Source organism: Pseudanabaena sp. PCC 9330, assembly GCF_055795045.1.
In genome coordinates, this window is sequence record NZ_JAYFES010000115.1 from 144,467 (window position 1) to 161,242 (window position 16,776).

The window sequence follows — 16,776 nt, forward strand, 5'->3', positions numbered from 1 at the left end:
GTCTGGCTAGAACCTAACCCTCGCGGCCGAGAAACCCGGTTTTTTGGCTTGAGGGCCCTGAGCCTCACGAGCTGGTTTTATGCTTGCTTCCAGCTTTAAGGCTGGCTGTCTATCTACGTGCAAGCTGCATCCAAACCCTAGTCACGGCAGGGCAACTGAATACACTTAACCGTCAGGAACCTACCCTGGGGCAGGCGGCGTCCTCAAATGAGGTTTGTTGGGTGGGTATAGCCCGGCCTAGGCCAGTCACAGCGTTTTCAGGCCGAGGTGGCCGAGGCCTATCGGCCTAGATAGTTGAGAATGCCGCGAGCGATGCCGTCGGCAATCTGGTTAACTGCCGTGGGGTTGCGAAAGCGGGCGGCATCGGTGGCCCCGGTGACAAAGCCAGTCTCAACCAGCACCGAGGGCATTGAGGTGTAGCGCAGCACGTAGAAGCGGGCGGTGCGCACGCCGCGATCGCCCAGGTCAGTATTTCGCAGTACCGCGCTATGAATGCTGCGGGCCAGACGCTCGCCGCTGGAGAAGTAGTAGGTCTCCAAACCGTTGACATCGGGGCGCTGCATACTGATGGCATTGGCGTGAATGCTGACAAACAGGTCGGCTCCGGCCCGGTTGGCATACTGGGCGCGGGCGTCGAGATCGACGTAGACATCGCTCTCACGGGTCATGAGCACGGTGATGCCCGCCGCCTGAAGCTGCTGCTGCACTCGGTTAGAGATGGCGGTGTTGATCTGCTTTTCTTGCAGGCCGCCGATGCCCACAGCACCGGGGTCGCGGCCACCGTGGCCGGGGTCAATCACCACCACCACCGCCCCCTGGGGAATGGGGGGAATGTTGGGCGTTGAGGCCACCGCTGGAGCAGAAGCGCCGAGAATTTTGGCGGGTAGGCTGGCGGCGATCAGGGCGTTGTAGACCTCGTCGGCCCGCTGGCGCTCTCGAAACAGACCCACCTGCACCACCGATTCCCCATTTACCGTGGTGCGAAAAGACTCAGGCTCAACGGCACGCACCTGCTGGAGGGTGCCGTCGTTGACGATGGGCACCACGACGCGAAAGTAGCTGCCGGTGGGCGCGGGGCTGCTGGGTGCCTGACTGCTGGGCGGGGGCGGTGTCGGCAGGGGCGCAGTGGGGCGAGGCGGCGTGGTCGGGCGACCGGGCGGCGGGGCTGTGGTCGGCTGCCCGGCAGTACCTGCGGCCAGGGCAACCTCCATGGGCGCGTCGTGGGTGAGGTAGATGTGGCCCACGGGCTGACCGTTGTAGGTGCGGCGGGCCATCTGCCAGCCGGGGTTGAGCTGAATTTTCAAGAGACCGTCGGTACGGCCATTGGTGCGGCCAATTTCGATCGGCGGGGCGCTGCGATCGCGGGTGGGTCGGGCAAACAGCACCAAGTCATTTTGCCGGGTCGAGATCTCTAAGCGGTACTGCACCCCCAGGTCTTGGCCATTGATACGCACCGAGTAGCCGTTGCCGTCGGTCTTGCGATCGCAGGCTCCGGTAAAGTCAAAATTTAGCAGCAGCGGGTCTACCACCACTGGCCCACTGCCCTGGGGCTGCTCCTGCCAGCACTGCCGCCGGTTAGGAATTTGCTCCAAAATCATCAGGTTGTGAAAGGCGCCGTTGCGCACGGGGGTGGCGATCGCCACCGTCAGACTGGGGTCAATGGGCTGCTGACCAAACTGCTGGGCACGGGCCACCGGGGCCGCAGCTAGCCCCGCCAGCAGCACAGCAGCAGTAGTCATGACAGTAGACAGCGAGCGAGAAAACAAGGCCATAGCGAGGTGAAGCGGCGGTGTGAGGGCTGGAGTCGAGGCGAGAGTGGGCAAGACACCCAATGCTACCCATGATTGTGGCGATCGCAAGCATTCCTTTGGCGATGAACGTGTCGCAGTTTACCAATTGTCCCTGCCTAAAACAAAACCGGCCCAGAAATTCTGAGCCGGTTTTGAGTGCGCTATGGCCGATGGCCAGGGCTAAACTAGCGATTTAGCTCCCGAAAGGTTTGGTAGGCCTGCTCAGGGTGATAGATGTGGCAACGCTCGGTAATCGTCCGCATTAGATCCCAGGAAAACCGAGTCTCCTTCATCAGGGGTGCCCAGTTTGCCTTGAGGGCTGCATAGGCAGGCCGCAGATTGTAGGACGGAATGCCCACTGAGACATGGTGGGGAACATGCACGTTGATGTCGTGGCAGAGCACTTCGATCCATTTGGGGTAGTCGCAGTGGAGGGTGCCCGACAGCTGCGACTCGACCTCGTTCCAGCTGTCGCTGTAGCGAAACTGAATCTCAGGAACGGTGTGGTGTACGAGGGTAAAGGTACTCATCCAGAAGTGGTAGCCCAGCCACGGCATCAGCCAAAACTTGACCACACCCCAGGGGCCAGCGAAGTAGAGCAGCGTGGGGAAGAAAATCGCCGCAAAAATTACCACGGCGGCGATAGAGCGAGTCACCTTGGCGCGATCGCGGGGTTCAAAGTTGCGCAGGTCAAAGTGCAGTGCCCCCCAGTGGACAATCGACGCCAGCCACCACAGCCACTGCCGCATGTTGCGGTACACCGTCTGCAAAAATATGCCCGCCCCGGCAAACTCTTCTGGGCTCCAGGGTGCCCAGGCGTTGTCGATCTCCATGTCGTTGGTGTGGCGGTGGTGAATGTCGTGCAGCAGCCGCCAGCTGTGAAACGGGTAGATCAGCGGTAGAAACATGATGTGCCCCAGCCAGTTGTTGACCCAGCGGCGTTTGGCAAAGGAACGGTGGCCGCAGTCATGACCGATGACAAAAAAGCCAGTCAGGGCAGTGCCGGTCACAAACCAGGCGATCGGCAGCAAAAACCACGGGGAAAAGGCGATCGCAACATAGCCGAGAATGACAGCCCCTAGGCTCAGGGCAACTGCCGTCCAGGCCTTACGGGTGTCTTTTTGGAAATATTCTTTAGGAATAGTTTGAATAACCTGCTTTAGAGTCAGGTTGCTGTACGGACTATCATCCACAGATCTGGCGGATGGCTCAAAAATTGCAGTCAAGGAATCGTCTCCACGAACGTTTAAGGGCGCGCAAATCAGAGATGGACTCTTTTGCCCAAAAAAAATCTGTTCACCCCTCGGGGAGCCGAACAGAGCTTAAGCTTGATTGCAAAATCGAGGTATCAACAAGTCGAACTATTTCAGTAACTCTGATAATCGCCGCAAACAGCTTAATGGGACAAAGATTAGCCCATGAGAATTGCTTATAATTACTTCACACTTATAGCACAGGCGAGCCTTACTTAGGCGAAACCCAAAAAACCCGCCCACGCTATGTGGGCGGGCGATCTTGTCTCTGCTACTGTCGCGGCCCTACTGTGGCGACAGCGTACCCGATGAGTCAACGGGTTGATGCTGGTCGAGGCCGCTTCAGCCATGATGTCTATCCCATTGCTGACCTCCGCTGGCCGGGGTTGGTTTGGCTATGCCGTTGCTGGCTGAGTGTGCCAAACGGAAGTGCCTATGCCGTGGTAGAGCTGCGAATGCAGCGGCCAATATGGGTGTCGATTTTGAGAATGTGGCTAGTCAGCCAGTCCACCAGTTTTTCGTAGATCTCTAGAGCGACCGATTCGCTGGCGTCGCTGGCTTTGTACTGCTCATGTAGATGGCCAAAGGTTTCAATAAAGGTAGCGTGGGCCTGCTGGTTGACTGCGGCGATCGGGCACTGGTGCTTGGCAGCGCAGGCTTCTTCGTGCTCAAAGTGCCACTCAGCGTAGAACTTGAGAAAGACAAACAGCTTTTTAATCGCGGTTGCGCCCTTATTGTGGGCGATCGCCTGTCCCAGATCGTTCACAGCGGCGATCAGCTCTTTGTGGTGGGCATCGATCATCGGCACGCCGGTGCTGAGAGAGTCATCCCAGGTGAAGGATTGGAGGGTAGCGGAGTTCATGGGAGTTAGGGGGTGAGGGGGGTGAGGGAATGGAGAAGTGGGGAGTAGAGAGTTTTGGCAGGTCTCTAATTCCTTCGAGATTTTGGGTTCCAGCCATCACCCTGCAACTGCATCAGGGGCACCAGGGCGATGAGCCAGAGGGGCAGGGCAGTATCGTAGGGCAGAGTGGTGTATAGCCAAATCCATAGGGAGACGGCGAGGCCGGGGAGGCTAGTGAGCAGGTCTGCAAGTTTGAGCAAGCGCAAAAAGCCTTGGAGCAAGCAGAGAGCATCTGGGGTCATGGCTACACCTTACCCTTGAGGAAACCAACTAGATTTTGCAAAAACGAATGGCTCACCGGGGCGGCACCGGAGGTGGAGCCTGTGGTCAGGGTGTGATCGAGGATCTCGGGAATATCTAGATCCAGAGGGCGCAGAGATATGGTGGCAACTAAGGGTATTTCTTCGGCCAGGCCCGTCACAATCAAGCGAAAGGCGATCTGCTGGGCCTTCTCAATCGGCAGATTGAGCTGTTGAGCAATATCTTTGAGGGCCATGGTGCCGTTAGTAAATTCCCACACCTGCCACTCGTTGGGGTTGAGGCGCAGGCTGGGCTTGCTCTCGACCACGCTGACCAGGCCTGAGGAGGGGTCGGGCAGCTTGTCATCTAGGGCGTTCCAGTCTTTGAGGGCGCGTAGCCCCGCCAGGGTGACGTCGGTGGCGGTAGCGATCAGACCAGTCATCTCAGCCGAGGGCAGCGGTGCCTTGGGGTCAAACTGAAACCAGCCGTCCGGTATGGCAAATAGGGCACACACCTGGCGCATCACCTGGGTATAAAACAGCAGCTTGAGCTGTTCGGCGGTAAGCACGCTCTGGTTTTTGAGACACAGCCCCAGGGGGGTGTTGACCGGGCAGCTCTGGGCCAGTCGTGACACGGCGCGATCGCCCATCCACCCCCGCTGGGCAATCAGCCGCATCAGCCCTTGCTGGTCGAGGCTATTGCCAGCGGCCACAATCTGCCCCTGGCTAAACCAGATGTGATGATTGCGGCGATCGACATCGGCCTTGTCGTTGAGGGTGCAGATAGTGAGCAGGCCAGTCTTGCTGCCTTGATCCAGCATTTGAAACAGCTCTGGCAGGGAGAAGTCGGCTAGATATCCGGTGACAGTCATGGGAGGTATCCCTTTGAGTGGGAGAGTGGACGGGTTATGGGTGGGGAGTAGACCTACTGTAGGTGTAGGCCTTTGGGTGTGCTTTGCAATGGCTTCAACCTGACATGCGTAAATCCCGCAGAGTGGCGATCGATCTGGCAGCATTGCAACGATGCGCTGAGAGCCTAGGCGGTGGGGGTCAGGCTGTCGGCCCAGGTGTGCTGGACTAGGGCAATCACCGCTTGAGCCACGGAGGAGATTTCATTGGCGTTGACGGTCACAATGGGCGGGCGGCGGGCGGGGTTGGGGTAGCCGAGAGCCAGGGCAATATTGGCGGCATCCCAAGCACCGGGGCAGTCAGTGTGGGTGAGGCCAATGATCATGGGTACGGGCGATCGCTGCTTCATAAACATCATGATGCGGCGGGCCTCGCGAAACTCGTGGGGCCGGTGAGCCGCCACCAGCAGAATGTAGGCGTGGGCCTTGTGGATCAAAATGTCCCACATAAAGTCAAAGCGCGACTGGCCGGGGGTGCCGTAGAGATGTAGGGCCATGGCGGGGCCAAACTGCAACCGGCCAAAGTCAAAGGCGACGGTGGTGCGCTTTTTGATCAGCAGAGCCTCGTCGGTGGCGCGGCGATCGGTATCGACCACCTCAATTTCACTGACAGCACGGATAAAGGTAGACTTGCCGGCCCCCACAGGGCCGGTGACCACTAAACGCATGATTTCCATGGATGGGCGCGGGCAATGAAGAACAGCGTTAGACGGTGGCGGGCGACGAGGCCAGGGCGCGAATCGGCTCTAGATCGGCAGGGGTGACAGCCATCCAGCCTTCGATGTGCAGGGCTTGCAGCACCGCTTGCCCCTTGGGGTCGGTGGCCATGGCGGGCAACAGGTTGGCTAGGGTGTCGGTGTAGGCCATGGCACCGGGGCCGACCGCAAAGGCGTGAAAGGCCAGCTTTTCGTCGGAAGCGGCAAAGGCGTTGACCATTGATTTAGTGGACTTGGCCATTTCGCTGTAGGTGTCTTTGTAGACAATGCCGTAGGCGGGGGTGCCCTTGGCCACGGCGCTGATCACGCTCAGCCAGGTGGGGCGATCGACGATTTCGCTGGGGATGATCCCCTGGCGGTAAAGCACTTGCAGTCCCAGCTTGCTGGCCAGCATAGAGGTAACAGTGGCGATCGCCCCGCCGTCCATCAGATTGAGGCTAGGGCTATTCACCGAAGGGTGGGCCACAAACACCACCTCGTCCGACTGCCCCAGCACCCGGGCGATGGGGCAAAAGCCGTTTTGGGTAGCTAGCTTGACGGTGTCGCTGGGGTTGGCATAGATCAGGTCGGCCTCAGCCATGCGCTGGTGAAACTCGTCAAAATCGAGCGCTACGGAAAAGTGCACGGGGGTACCCAGATGCTGGCTGAGGTATTGGGCGAAGCGGTACCAGCGATCGGGTTCTTTGGCAGTGTCGTGGGGGCACACCATCAATTCAAGGGAGCTCATGGGATTTCTCCTAAAAAACGGGTGCAGAGTAGGTCGTAGCTGGGGCGAACCCACTCTGTCTGGAACAAGGGGCTACATCAAAACGGCTTTGAGGTCGGCCAGGGCGCGCTTGATTTCAAGCAGCAGCAGGCCCTGTTTAGCTGCCTTGTCGGCCAGCACTAGAAACACGGCGTCTTCACCACAGCTGGTGAGAATGCCGTAGCCTTTGTCGCCTTCTACATAGATGCGATCGATGCCGCCTCGGGCTAGCTCACTGCCAATGCGTTCTCCCAGGGAGAGCATGGCGGCTGACATGGCCGAAACCCGCTCTTCATCCATACCGCCGGGTAGGGTAGCGGCCAGGGGCAGACCGTCGGGGGTAACCACTGCCGCCCCTTGAATGTCGGTGGTTGAGGTGACAAAGTTTTGCAGGATGTAGGTGAGCTTTTCGGTACTAATAGCCATGGTGATTCTCGCTTTTGGTTAGCAAACTAATGGGGTCTAAAGCAGGTGAAAACTTTTGAGGATTGGAGCTACATGGCCCCGGCACCTGTAGTTACCAGACGCCGGAAGAGCCCCTCAGACCAGCCGGTTTCGCGCAGCACTGCCGCTGAAGAGACTTCGATATAGGCCTGCTCGATAAAGGCCAGATCGACCATGCAGATCTTGGCCAGGGCGTCGCGGAGCTGCTGGTCTTTGCCGTCGGCGATCGCCCGCTTGCCCGCCTCATGTACCACCACGGCCATGGCGGGCACCACATGCTGTGGCCCAATGCCAATGCGCACGTGAATCAGCCCAATGCGCCAGCGCCGTTCGGCGTAGCTATCGCCCCAGTCATCCATGCCGGTAAACATTTCGTGAAACCAGGACACAAAGGTTTCGCGCAGGCGGTGAATTCTGCCCTCAGACTCGTTGAGAATGGTGCTCATCTCTGCATCTCGACCGAGATATTCATAGAAATAGTCGGCCATTTCGGGAGCGATCGCTAAACCCCAGTCGGCATTCGATTGAAGCACTTGGCGATCGTCAGGGACAAAACCAATTCGCGACACCATCTTGGACATAAATTCTTTCGGCTCAAGGCTCATAGGAAAAATCCTGTGGGGGTGCTTTCTCATCAACATCCCTGTTTTACAGCCTTAGACCCAGACTCCAACATGGCGTGAATACCTAAGAATCAAATAATCCGGATATTTTTAAAGACTCTTAAAGCAATCTTATTTCTAACGTTTAGTGACAAAAAGAGGCCTTTATTTTTAGAAAGGGAAGGTACTTACAGCTCAAAAAAATAGATAATAAAGCTCTTGAATTAGTGAAGTATTGTTGTCGACTTAAACAACTCCAAGCCTGTTAATCTAGCCTAGAGAATGACAAGTCAACGTTTGAGCGATCGCACTTTAGAAACGCCCTGATTGTTTATTTCAGAACCACAGAGATCGGCTGCTGCCATCCATTAAGAAATATTATCTTCTCGCCATACAAGATGGTTTTCGCTAGGCCTTAGCTGCCTTATTTTTTGCCTGGCCAGCAGGGCCACCACAGGATTTGGTAAAGTTCTGTGGAAAAAACTCCTCGCCTAGCAGGGTTTACTCCCAGTATATTCACCGAGTCCTGCTATACATTCCTTCATGACAGACGTTGCAAACGCTAATCTAGATCGCCCAGCAGGCTGAGCTGCCGCCCATGGGGGCTGGGCTTGGGGGTGGTGGGCCGGGGCCGTCGAGCCCTCGGCGGCAGAATATTGACGTGGGCCACAAACCAGGTGCGCAAGGTCTGCGCTGACTGGCTGTCTAGCTGCTCTAGAGGCAGCGGCGGCGGAAATAAAGCGTCGGCGGCAGTGGCCCAGGTCGTTTCACCACCGTACAGATCGGTACCAAAGGGGGTGACATCTTCTGGCATCGGGGCTAAAAACGGCAGCAGATTGGCGGCGTTGAGAAACTGCCCCCGCTGGGCTTCGAGCTGTTTGACCCGGCGCTGGCGAGCCGCCTTGTAGTTGAGAATGGGGGCTGGGTAGCCCGACAGGGTAGGCGGGTTGCCCAACTGCTGGGGCGGCACATCGGCCAGCTCAGGCACCCAGCGGTGGATAAACTTGCCCTCAGGGTCGCAGCGATCGACCGCCACCTGACCGGGGTTGTAGATACGAGTCCAGGTTTTGTCAACGCAGTGGGTGACGCCCGACTGCATGGCCCATTGATAGTGGTCGATGGGGCAGTCGCCATCGATTAAATGGCGCATAAAGTGCAGTGCCCCATAGCGCCAGTCGATACCCCCCAGGTTGCTCAAAAAGCTGGCATAGATAGCGCGGGTGCGAAAGTTGAGCGCTAGATAGCCCCCAGTGGTCTGGAGGCAGCGGGCGGCAGCATCCACAATCGGAAAGCCGGTGTGGCCTGTCTGCCAGGCCTCATAGAGATTGGGGTCAAAGTCCCAGCCCTCGTCGTCAAAGGTGCGGTAGAGCGATCGCAGCTCAAGCTGGGGCAAATAGCGAAACCGCTGGGTAAAGCCATTGCCCCAGCGCAGCCGCGAGATCAGCTGTTGGTGGCTACGGCGTACCCGGCGATCGCCTCCATCTGGAGCTTGGCGCACGGTTTGCACGCACTCTCGCACCGAGATCACGCCAAATTTGATGTGGGGGCTGAGCCCCGTGGTGGCCTCGGCGCTAGGGTAGGACAGCTGCCAATAGTAGCGATCGGCCTTGTTCTCTAGAAACCCTTGGAGCAGGGCGCGGGCGGCGGCGCTGCTGGCGGCGGGTATGGGTTTCTCGTCGGCCCGATGGCCCAGAGCCTCTAAGTTGGGTAAAGGGTCGCTGGGAAGATCGGGAGGCGCCGCCACCTGGGCGGGGGTCGGCACCAGGGGCTGAGCCATGGCTTTGTACCACAGCTCGCGGTACTGGGGATAGGGCACTAGGGCATCGACACTAGCGGGCGGCTCAAACCAGCGAATTTTCATCTGCCGCTGGGCTAGAGCGGCGTTGAGGCGGGCATCGCGCACGCGCCCATAGATGCGCTCGACATCGGTGTGGGCGTAGATGCCGTCGGCTTGCCATTCGTTGACTAGGTCGGGTAGCACCTGTACCGGGTCACCCGATCGCACGATCAGCCGCCCACCTAACCGCCTCAGATCGTCATCGAGAGCGTGCAGGGCCGCCAGTAAAAAGGCTACCCGGGCCGAGCCGGTTTCGGGGTGGTGCAGCAGGGCGCGATCGAACACAAATACCGGCAGCACCAACCCCCGAATCGAGGCCCGCAGCAGCGGCTCGTGGTCAGCGACCCGCAGGTCGCGGCGAAACCAGACGATCGTTCTGTTCATTGAGCCTTAGAAACCACTCGGGGCAATTCGCCAAAGCCTGAAAAAAGCTCTTCTCAAACCGTAACAAAAAATAAAGTCTCCATCCTTAGACTGATTAGTAATTTTGTACTATAGTGGATTTCAGAACTTTCTCCGCTCTCTGTGCTGCCCCGCCCGCCCATTTGTTGGCGGCGCTGACCATCGGGTGGTCAATGGTGCCTGGCCTCATGGCATGCTTTTCTCGAATTTCCTTCCCTGGCAATACAACGCCTGCCGACGGGCGTTTGTTTGGGGATGGGACTCGGTGGCCCATGCCAGTCAGATAACCTTGAGAGCCCCTAAACACCCCGCCAGTTAAGGTCAACGCCATGGAAAAGCCATCTCCCTATCCTGTCTCAGCCTACTACCGCCAACCCCAGGGGCAGCCTCAGCCCCCCAGCGGTGCGTCTCCAATCTATCCACCCTCTGGGGGGCCGCTCCCTAGAGACCCTGTCTCTAGAGATAGAGGTCAGGTGTCTAGGGGGCAGTTTGCTGGGAGACAGCCGCAAACCCAGGGCTATGGCCAGCCCATCCCCATTCCCCAAGGGTTTTACCATTCCCCTGGGCAGGATGTAGCCCATACGGCCTCCCAGGCTAAGCCCCGCCTTGGGCTGGTGGCCAGTGGGTCAATGCTGGCCCTAGCGGCGCTGGTCATTACCCCAAAGCTCAGCCAGTCTCAGGTAGAAGAGGCGGCACCTTTTACCTGTATTAAGCAGGAGCAGGCCACGGCGGTGGTGTCTCGTGATCAGCTCAAACGACTGCTTGAAACCGAGCTGCAATCGCCCAAGAGCACCGTGCAGGAGTTTCTTCAGCGGCCTTACTGTGTGCTGTCGCCGGGCCAAACCCAGGCGGGGCAGCCCGCCGATCGCGAGGCCTACCCCCTAGCCTTTGACCCCCAGACCTGGCTGGTGGTGCTCTACGAGGGCGATCGCTACGCTGGCTACGACTTTCGATTTCGCTAGGGCGAGCCATAGCTCGCACCATGACGCAGAATGGTCGGCCTTGGTTCGTTGTCAGAGTTCTTTGCTAGAGTGACAGGGCCAATTTGCTCTGTCCCTGGCTCCCTATGGTGTTGCAAGACAAGCCGCTGACCAAAAAGCCTCCGCTGCTGTTCCTTCTGGCTGCCGCTCTTCTATTTATTGGCGGTGGCGGGCTGACCTTTTGGGTTGCCAGTCGTCGGGGGCAACTGGCCAAGACCCTACCCACTGGGGCCAATGCCATTCCCGCCGATGCGCTGATGGTGTTGGCGCTCAGCAGCGATGAGGCTCAGTGGCGACGACTGCGGCAGTTTGGCACCCCTGCTACCCAGGCCCAGTTTGACCAGCTATTGGTGCAGTGGCGCGATCGCCTGCTCGCCGATCAAGGCCTCGACTTTGGCCGCGACATTCAGCCCTGGGTGGGGCCAGAGGTCACCCTGGCATTGTTGCCTCCCGATGCAGCGGCCACCGATCTGCCCTCATCGCTGCCCGCGCCAGAGCTAGCCTTGACCTCAAACCTGGTGGTGGTGGTGCCCATTGCCGATGAGGCCAGAGCCCAGAGCAGTCTGGGCGATCGCCTAGACAGCGCCCCCGAGGCCGAAGCTGCCCCCTACCGAGGCATCTCGCTTCAGCAGGTGACCCGCCCAGGGGCTGAGCCTCTCTACGCCGCCGTGCTCAACGCCGAAACGGCAGTACTCAGCCCCCAGCTAGCCCAGCTCAAGCGATCGATCGATGCCTACCGAGGCGACGATTCCTTGGTCGATCGCCCTGGCATAGCCACAGCCTTTGAGCAGGTGACCGAGACTCGACCCCTGGCCCGTTTTTATGTAGATGTGCCCACCCTGGCCCAAACCATTGGTCAGGCTGCCGACCCACCCCTTCCTCCCAATCGCCTCAGGGCGTTTCAGACACCGCGAGGGCTGGCAGGGGCGATTGGCCTAACAAATCGCGGCGTGGCGATTCAGGGCGTGAGCTGGTTAGAGCCTGGCTCCCAGACCTTTACCACCGGCAACCGGGCTGACCAGATGCCCCAGCGGCTGCCCAACGAATCGTTAATTGCCGTTTCGGGGGGCAGTTTTCAGCAGTTTTGGGAAGATTTTCAGGCTGGAGAGCAGCTGTCGGCGCTGCTGCCCCTGCGGGCCGAAGACCTGGCCCTAGGCTTTCAAAGCGCGACGGGTCTCAGCCTTGACGAAAACCTACTGCCCTGGATGGCGGGAGAGTTTGCTCTGGGGGTGTTGACTCCGCCCGACTCACCCGGCAATAGCGAGACCCCGCCGCTGCCTAACCCAGCCCTGGTGCTGATGGTCAAGACCAGCGATCGCGCCGCCGCCACCGCTACCTTTGAGCAGCTAGATGCCGTCATGCAGAGTCGGTATCGGTTTGCGGTCGATGCGATCGACATTGGTGGCATACCCGTCACCCGGTGGACGGCCCCCTTTGACTCGCTTGTGATGGCCTACGGCTGGCTAGAGGGCGATGTTGCCTTCTTTACCGTCGGCGAGGGCATAGCTGAGCTGATTGCCCCGACTCCCAACCGCAGCCTGGGCGAAAATGCTCTGTTTCAAGCCACCACTGGAGAAGCTCCCCGCCCCAACAATGGCCACTTTTTCGTCAACCTAGAGGCCCTAGCTACAGACCAAAACAATCTGCTGCTGCCGCCCCTGCCCCAGGAGGGATTGCTCAGCTCTGAAGCGATCGAGGCGATCGGGGTGACGGCAACCGTGCTCAGCGATCGCCAGGTGCGCTACGACATTACCGCTGCTCTAAAACGGGGCGATCGACCGGGGGCATTGCCGGGTGCTGCCCCAGATGAAGCCGATGCTCCCGCCAGCCCCCCCGCCCCTGAAGCCGAAGCCGAAGTTGAAGCCGACCCCCCTGCCAGCGAGTAACTTTCTCTAGGTAGTGGATAGATGGGTGAATGCGTAGGGGCAGACTTATGTGTCTGCCCTCGGGGTGGGTGTCCGTCATGATAGGAACTGGCATGCCCCCAGGCCCAGGCTATGGGGCTATAGTGGTGGGCAACCGCCACCTCTGTCCCTGCCATGACCGGATTTGAACCCCTGATCGGAGCCGCCGCCGCTGGCCTGGGTGGCCTGATCACCAGCCTGGTGAAAGACAAGGGCACCGAAACCCTCAAAAAGCTGGATTGGGACATCGGCAAAAACCTGGCCCTGAGAAAGGCGATGGTGGACTATGTGCGCCGCTACATCGATCGCCACAGCACCCTAAAAGTCGCCTGCGTGCGGATGGATTACCCCGTGCGGCTGAATGAAATCTACACTGCCGTACAACTGTTGGATCGCTCGGCCCTGCGCTACTTCGAGTCGGAAGATGCGCTGCAAAAGCAGTACCGCGAAAGCGGCAAACGCAACTTTCGCGTAACCAAGGGTGAGTTACGGCGGGCTAGGGTTAGCCGTTGCTAGCCAGAGTTATACACCGCCTAACCCACCCTACGGGAAATTGGGCTGGCCTAGACAGCGGCGAGGGCTGGGACAGTCTCACTGGAGAGCTGGGCCAGAATGCCGTTAACGTTGGTTTTGGCATCGCCAAACAGCATCAGCGTGTTGTCGTTAAAGAACAGAGGATTTTCGACCCCGGCGTAGCCCGACGACATGCCGCGCTTGAGCACCACCACCGTACTGGCTTCCCACACTTCCATCACGGGCATACCGGCAATGGGGCTATGGGGATCATTTTTGGCACTGGGGTTTACCGTGTCGTTGGCCCCGACCACCAGCACCACGTCGGTGTGGGCAAAGTCGTCGTTGATCTCGTCCATCTCTAACACGATGTCGTAGGGCACATTGGCCTCGGCCAGCAGCACGTTCATGTGGCCGGGCATACGGCCAGCCACGGGATGAATGCCAAAGCGCACCTGCTTGCCCTGGGCGCGCAGAAGGCGGGTAATTTCCGCCACGGCGTGCTGGGCCTGAGCCACGGCCATGCCATAACCGGGTACGATCACTACACTCTGGGCGGTATCGAGCAGATCGACCACTTCGCCCGTGGTGGTGCTGGTGGCGCTGCCCACCAGAGCGGCAGACTTGCCAGTACTAGTCGTTTCGCCAAAGCCGCCGAGCAGCACATTAATGAAAGAGCGGTTCATGCCCTTGCACATGATGTAGCTGAGGATCGCGCCGCTGCTGCCCACCAACGCCCCGGTGATGATCAGCAGATCGTTGTTGAGCATAAAGCCCGCCGCCGCCGAGGCCAGACCCGAGTAGCTGTTGAGCAGCGAAATCACCACCGCCATATCGGCCCCACCGATCGCCATCACGATCACAATGCCAAAGATGCCTGCGATCGCCGTCATCGCCCCTAGAGCCACCAGCGGCGTAGTGCCAGCCCCCGTGAGGAAGGGGAAGCCCAGGGCGGCGATCGCCCCCAGCATTCCCAGGGTCAGCACGTGGCGGGCGGGCAGCAGCACCGCCCGGCTGGGCACCCAGCCCCGCAGCTTGGCCACCGCAATCATCGACCCGGTAAAGGTGACAATGCCAATGAATACGCCAATAAAGATTTCTACCCGGTGAACGGTCACATCTCCCCCCGTGAGCGCGGCACTGGGCTGGAGGTATTCGGCAAAGCCCACCAGCACGGCAGCCAGGCCCACAAAACTATTCAGCAGCGCCACCATTTCGGGCATGTCGGTCATCGCCACACGGGAGGCAGCCAGCGCCCCCACCATCACCCCCAGGCCAATAGAGCCCAGCTGAATCGGGTAGCCCTGGCTGATGAATGCCGTGGCCCCGAAGGCGACGGCCATACCGACCATGCCCAGCAGGTTGCCCCGCTTGGCGCTCTCGGGCTGCGACAGCCCCGCCAGACTGAGAATGAAGAGGGCGCTGGCGGCGATGTAGGCGGTGGTTACGAGGTTGGTTTCCATTTTTGGGGAAGTGAAGGGGTGGGGGTGAGCAATAAATTGGTTTGAATTTTCAACTCAAACCAATTTATTTATGAAACATGTTCAACATGCGCTGGGAGACCATGAAGCCACCCGCAATGTTAACGGTGCCGAGGAAGAGGGCGATCGCCCCCAAGATCGTCATGGGCGACGTCATATCGCCAGAGATCTGGAGCATGCCGCCAATGATGATGATGCCGCTGATAGCGTTGGTGACGCTCATCAGGGGTGTGTGCAAGCTAGGCGACACATCCCAGATCACCTTCCACCCCAAGAAGCTGGCGAGGACAAAGACAGTCAGGTGGGTGATAAACGAAGCCGGTGCCCAGAGGCCGATGGCCACGACCAAGCCGCCCAGAAGCAGGGGCCAGAGAAACTGGCCGAGTCCAGACTTGGTCGATGATGGAGATGCTTCAGCGGCAGCAGGGGCCGGGGTGGCGCTGGGGGCCGGAGCCGGAGCTTCAACCTTCGGCGGGGGCCAGGTCACCTGACCGTTGTGAATCACCGTGGTGGCACGGATGACCTGGTCTTCCATATTGATAGAGAAGTTTTCGGCCCCGCCCAGGTCGCTCAGCATATGTACTAGGTTGTTGCCGTAGAGCTGGCTGGCCTGGGAGGCCATGCGGCTGGGCAAATCGGTAAGGCCAATAATGGTGACGCCGTGGTGGGTAATGACTTCGCCGGGCTGGGTAACTTCGCAGTTGCCACCCTGTTCGGCAGCAAGATCGACCACCACCGAGCCCGGCTTCATGCTCTCGACCATCTCTTGGGTGATCAGCAGCGGCGCGGGTTTGCCGGGGATCAGCGCTGTGGTGATGATGATGTCGACATCTTTGGCCTGCTGGGCAAACAGAGCCATCTCGGCGGCGATAAAGGCCGGGCTCATCACCTTGGCGTAGCCGCCTTCGCCGCTGCCGTCTTCGGTTTCGTCAAAGTGCAGTTCGAGAAATTCTGCGCCCAGGCTCTGCACCTGTTCTTTGACTACCAGGCGAGTGTCGAAGGCTTTGACGATCGCCCCTAAACTCTTGGCCGCGCCGATCGCCGCCAGCCCGGCCACGCCAACGCCGATCACCATCACCTTGGCCGGGGGCATTTTGCCCGCAGCAGTGATCTGCCCAGTAAAGCAGCGGCCAAAGTGGTGGGCTGCCTCAATTACCGCTCGATAGCCGCCGATGTTGGCCATCGAACTCAGGGCGTCGAGCTTTTGAGCGCGAGAAATGCGGGGAACAGAGTCCATTGCCATGACCGTGCCGCCCTGGTCGGCTAGCTGGGCTAGCAACTCTGGGTTTTGGGCGGGCCAGATGAAGCTGACCAGAGTTTGATCGGGCCGCAGCAGGGTGGCCTCATGGCGATCGAGGTCGGGATGGTGCTGGGGCGATCGCACCTTGATCACCACATCAGCCGCATTCCACAGGCTGGCCGCATCCGGCAAAATCTGGCAGCCAGCGGCCTCATAGGCGCGATCGGTAAAGCTGGCCCCGGCTCCGGCTTGGGTTTCGACCAAGACTTCAAAGCCTAGCTTTTGTAGTTTTTTGGCGGTTTCGGGGGTGGCGGCCACCCGCTGTTCGCCCGCGAAGATCTCCTTGGGAATGCCCACTTTTAACGCTGTGGCAACCGGTTCCGCTGGACTGGCCACAGATTTTTCTTGGGATGCTGCAAGAGTCATAGATATAAACTACCGAAGTGGCCTAAACAATCGAGAAAAAAGCAAGCGCAGGTGCCCGAAAACCAAATAAACCAAACTCAAGTCCAGAACTGTCGCATTCTCGTTGGGAAAGCTACAGTTCCCGAACTAGGCAGAGTTGATAAACTGATGAAGTCAACCCAAATCTAAAGTTAGCAGACGCAAATTTTAAGCTTTGCCAACCCCCGACCGTTGAGTACCAAAAACAACTCCAGAAAATTTATGGGACTGGCCAACGGATCAAGGCTAGACACTACACCGCCCCACCGAAGGCAAAGTCACCTGTAGAGAAATTGCCTCGGGTCTAAGTACTCATCGGCCAGCGTTGGCATCGACGAAAAAATAGCGGCAGTCCACCTACAATCTGCCCTAACGAC

At 59.1% G+C, this 16,776-nt stretch carries 15 protein-coding genes; 3 read left to right on the forward strand and 12 right to left on the reverse strand.

The features are described from left to right. Positions 1 to 278: 278 nt before the first annotated feature. The 10 genes from AC0QKW_RS18005 to AC0QKW_RS18050 form a co-directional block, all read right to left on the reverse strand. Positions 279 to 1,772: a DUF3747 domain-containing protein gene (locus AC0QKW_RS18005; protein WP_473152467.1), complete on the reverse strand. Its 1,494-nt coding sequence runs from the start codon at positions 1,770 to 1,772 to the stop codon at positions 279 to 281. 203 nt (positions 1,773 to 1,975) lie between these two features. Next, positions 1,976 to 3,016 carry a fatty acid desaturase gene (locus AC0QKW_RS18010; protein ID WP_473152468.1) on the reverse strand — a complete coding sequence of 347 codons (1,041 nt, stop codon included), beginning with the start codon at positions 3,014 to 3,016 and terminating at the stop codon, positions 1,976 to 1,978. A gap of 460 nt (positions 3,017 to 3,476) precedes the next feature. Then, complete coding sequence (locus tag AC0QKW_RS18015) at positions 3,477 to 3,905, reverse strand: bacteriohemerythrin (protein WP_473152469.1); 429 nt, start codon at positions 3,903 to 3,905, stop codon at positions 3,477 to 3,479. 65 nt (positions 3,906 to 3,970) lie between these two features. After that, the gene (locus AC0QKW_RS18020) at positions 3,971 to 4,186 is read right to left on the reverse strand and encodes a hypothetical protein (RefSeq protein WP_473152470.1); all 216 of its coding nucleotides are present in this window, start codon (positions 4,184 to 4,186) and stop codon (positions 3,971 to 3,973) included. A 2-nt stretch (positions 4,187 to 4,188) separates the two neighbouring features. After that, positions 4,189 to 5,055 carry a DUF4388 domain-containing protein gene (locus AC0QKW_RS18025; RefSeq protein ID WP_473152471.1) on the reverse strand — a complete coding sequence of 289 codons (867 nt, stop codon included), beginning with the start codon at positions 5,053 to 5,055 and terminating at the stop codon, positions 4,189 to 4,191. A 164-nt stretch (positions 5,056 to 5,219) separates the two neighbouring features. Then, a complete protein-coding gene (locus AC0QKW_RS18030) occupies positions 5,220 to 5,768 on the reverse strand; it encodes a GTP-binding protein (protein ID WP_473152472.1) in 549 nt (182 codons plus the stop codon). 28 nt (positions 5,769 to 5,796) lie between these two features. Beyond that, positions 5,797 to 6,534 (reverse strand): phosphate/phosphite/phosphonate ABC transporter substrate-binding protein, encoded by a 738-nt coding sequence (locus tag AC0QKW_RS18035; protein WP_473152473.1) that lies wholly within the window; start codon positions 6,532 to 6,534, stop codon positions 5,797 to 5,799. 72 nt (positions 6,535 to 6,606) lie between these two features. After that, complete coding sequence (locus tag AC0QKW_RS18040; protein WP_473152474.1) at positions 6,607 to 6,978, reverse strand: roadblock/LC7 domain-containing protein; 372 nt, start codon at positions 6,976 to 6,978, stop codon at positions 6,607 to 6,609. 68 nt (positions 6,979 to 7,046) lie between these two features. After that, complete coding sequence (locus AC0QKW_RS18045; RefSeq protein WP_473152475.1) at positions 7,047 to 7,601, reverse strand: protoglobin domain-containing protein; 555 nt, start codon at positions 7,599 to 7,601, stop codon at positions 7,047 to 7,049. Positions 7,602 to 8,160: 559 nt separating this feature from the next. After that, a complete protein-coding gene (locus AC0QKW_RS18050; RefSeq protein WP_473152476.1) occupies positions 8,161 to 9,819 on the reverse strand; it encodes an FAD-binding domain-containing protein in 1,659 nt (552 codons plus the stop codon). Between the two features lie 347 nt (positions 9,820 to 10,166). Here AC0QKW_RS18050 and AC0QKW_RS18055 point away from each other — a divergent pair, with 347 nt between their 5' ends. The 3 genes from AC0QKW_RS18055 (at position 10,167) to AC0QKW_RS18065 (ending at position 13,237) form a co-directional block, all read left to right on the forward strand. Then, positions 10,167 to 10,799, forward strand: a complete 633-nt coding sequence (locus AC0QKW_RS18055) for a hypothetical protein (RefSeq protein WP_473152477.1) — start codon at positions 10,167 to 10,169, stop codon at positions 10,797 to 10,799. A 104-nt stretch (positions 10,800 to 10,903) separates the two neighbouring features. Then, on the forward strand, positions 10,904 to 12,703 hold the full coding sequence (locus AC0QKW_RS18060) for a DUF3352 domain-containing protein (protein ID WP_473152478.1): 1,800 nt from the start codon (positions 10,904 to 10,906) through the stop codon (positions 12,701 to 12,703). Between the two features lie 153 nt (positions 12,704 to 12,856). Next, a complete protein-coding gene (locus AC0QKW_RS18065; protein WP_473152479.1) occupies positions 12,857 to 13,237 on the forward strand; it encodes a hypothetical protein in 381 nt (126 codons plus the stop codon). Positions 13,238 to 13,284: 47 nt separating this feature from the next. Here AC0QKW_RS18065 and AC0QKW_RS18070 read toward each other — a convergent pair whose 3' ends face one another. After that, a complete protein-coding gene (locus AC0QKW_RS18070; protein ID WP_473152480.1) occupies positions 13,285 to 14,697 on the reverse strand; it encodes an NAD(P)(+) transhydrogenase (Re/Si-specific) subunit beta in 1,413 nt (470 codons plus the stop codon). Positions 14,698 to 14,761: 64 nt separating this feature from the next. Continuing rightward, positions 14,762 to 16,381, reverse strand: a complete 1,620-nt coding sequence (pntA, locus tag AC0QKW_RS18075) for a Re/Si-specific NAD(P)(+) transhydrogenase subunit alpha (protein WP_473152481.1) — start codon at positions 16,379 to 16,381, stop codon at positions 14,762 to 14,764. Positions 16,382 to 16,776 lie beyond the last annotated feature (395 nt).

What these genes read in the sequence shown, in the direction of transcription:
- AC0QKW_RS18005 (WP_473152467.1), bottom strand. Translation starts at nt 1,772, where the DNA reads ATGGCCTTGTTTTCTCGCTCGCTGTCTACTGTCATGACTACTGCTGCT.
- AC0QKW_RS18015 (WP_473152469.1), bottom strand. Translation starts at nt 3,905, where the DNA reads ATGAACTCCGCTACCCTCCAATCCTTCACCTGGGATGACTCTCTCAGC.
- AC0QKW_RS18020 (WP_473152470.1), bottom strand. Translation starts at nt 4,186, where the DNA reads ATGACCCCAGATGCTCTCTGCTTGCTCCAAGGCTTTTTGCGCTTGCTC.
- AC0QKW_RS18025 (WP_473152471.1), bottom strand. Translation starts at nt 5,055, where the DNA reads ATGACTGTCACCGGATATCTAGCCGACTTCTCCCTGCCAGAGCTGTTT.
- AC0QKW_RS18030 (WP_473152472.1), bottom strand. Translation starts at nt 5,768, where the DNA reads ATGGAAATCATGCGTTTAGTGGTCACCGGCCCTGTGGGGGCCGGCAAG.
- AC0QKW_RS18035 (WP_473152473.1), bottom strand. Translation starts at nt 6,534, where the DNA reads ATGAGCTCCCTTGAATTGATGGTGTGCCCCCACGACACTGCCAAAGAA.
- AC0QKW_RS18040 (WP_473152474.1), bottom strand. Translation starts at nt 6,978, where the DNA reads ATGGCTATTAGTACCGAAAAGCTCACCTACATCCTGCAAAACTTTGTC.
- AC0QKW_RS18045 (WP_473152475.1), bottom strand. Translation starts at nt 7,601, where the DNA reads ATGAGCCTTGAGCCGAAAGAATTTATGTCCAAGATGGTGTCGCGAATT.
- AC0QKW_RS18050 (WP_473152476.1), bottom strand. Translation starts at nt 9,819, where the DNA reads ATGAACAGAACGATCGTCTGGTTTCGCCGCGACCTGCGGGTCGCTGAC.
- AC0QKW_RS18055 (WP_473152477.1), top strand. Translation starts at nt 10,167, where the DNA reads ATGGAAAAGCCATCTCCCTATCCTGTCTCAGCCTACTACCGCCAACCC.
- AC0QKW_RS18060 (WP_473152478.1), top strand. Translation starts at nt 10,904, where the DNA reads ATGGTGTTGCAAGACAAGCCGCTGACCAAAAAGCCTCCGCTGCTGTTC.
- AC0QKW_RS18065 (WP_473152479.1), top strand. Translation starts at nt 12,857, where the DNA reads ATGACCGGATTTGAACCCCTGATCGGAGCCGCCGCCGCTGGCCTGGGT.
- AC0QKW_RS18070 (WP_473152480.1), bottom strand. Translation starts at nt 14,697, where the DNA reads ATGGAAACCAACCTCGTAACCACCGCCTACATCGCCGCCAGCGCCCTC.
- pntA (WP_473152481.1), bottom strand. Translation starts at nt 16,381, where the DNA reads ATGACTCTTGCAGCATCCCAAGAAAAATCTGTGGCCAGTCCAGCGGAA.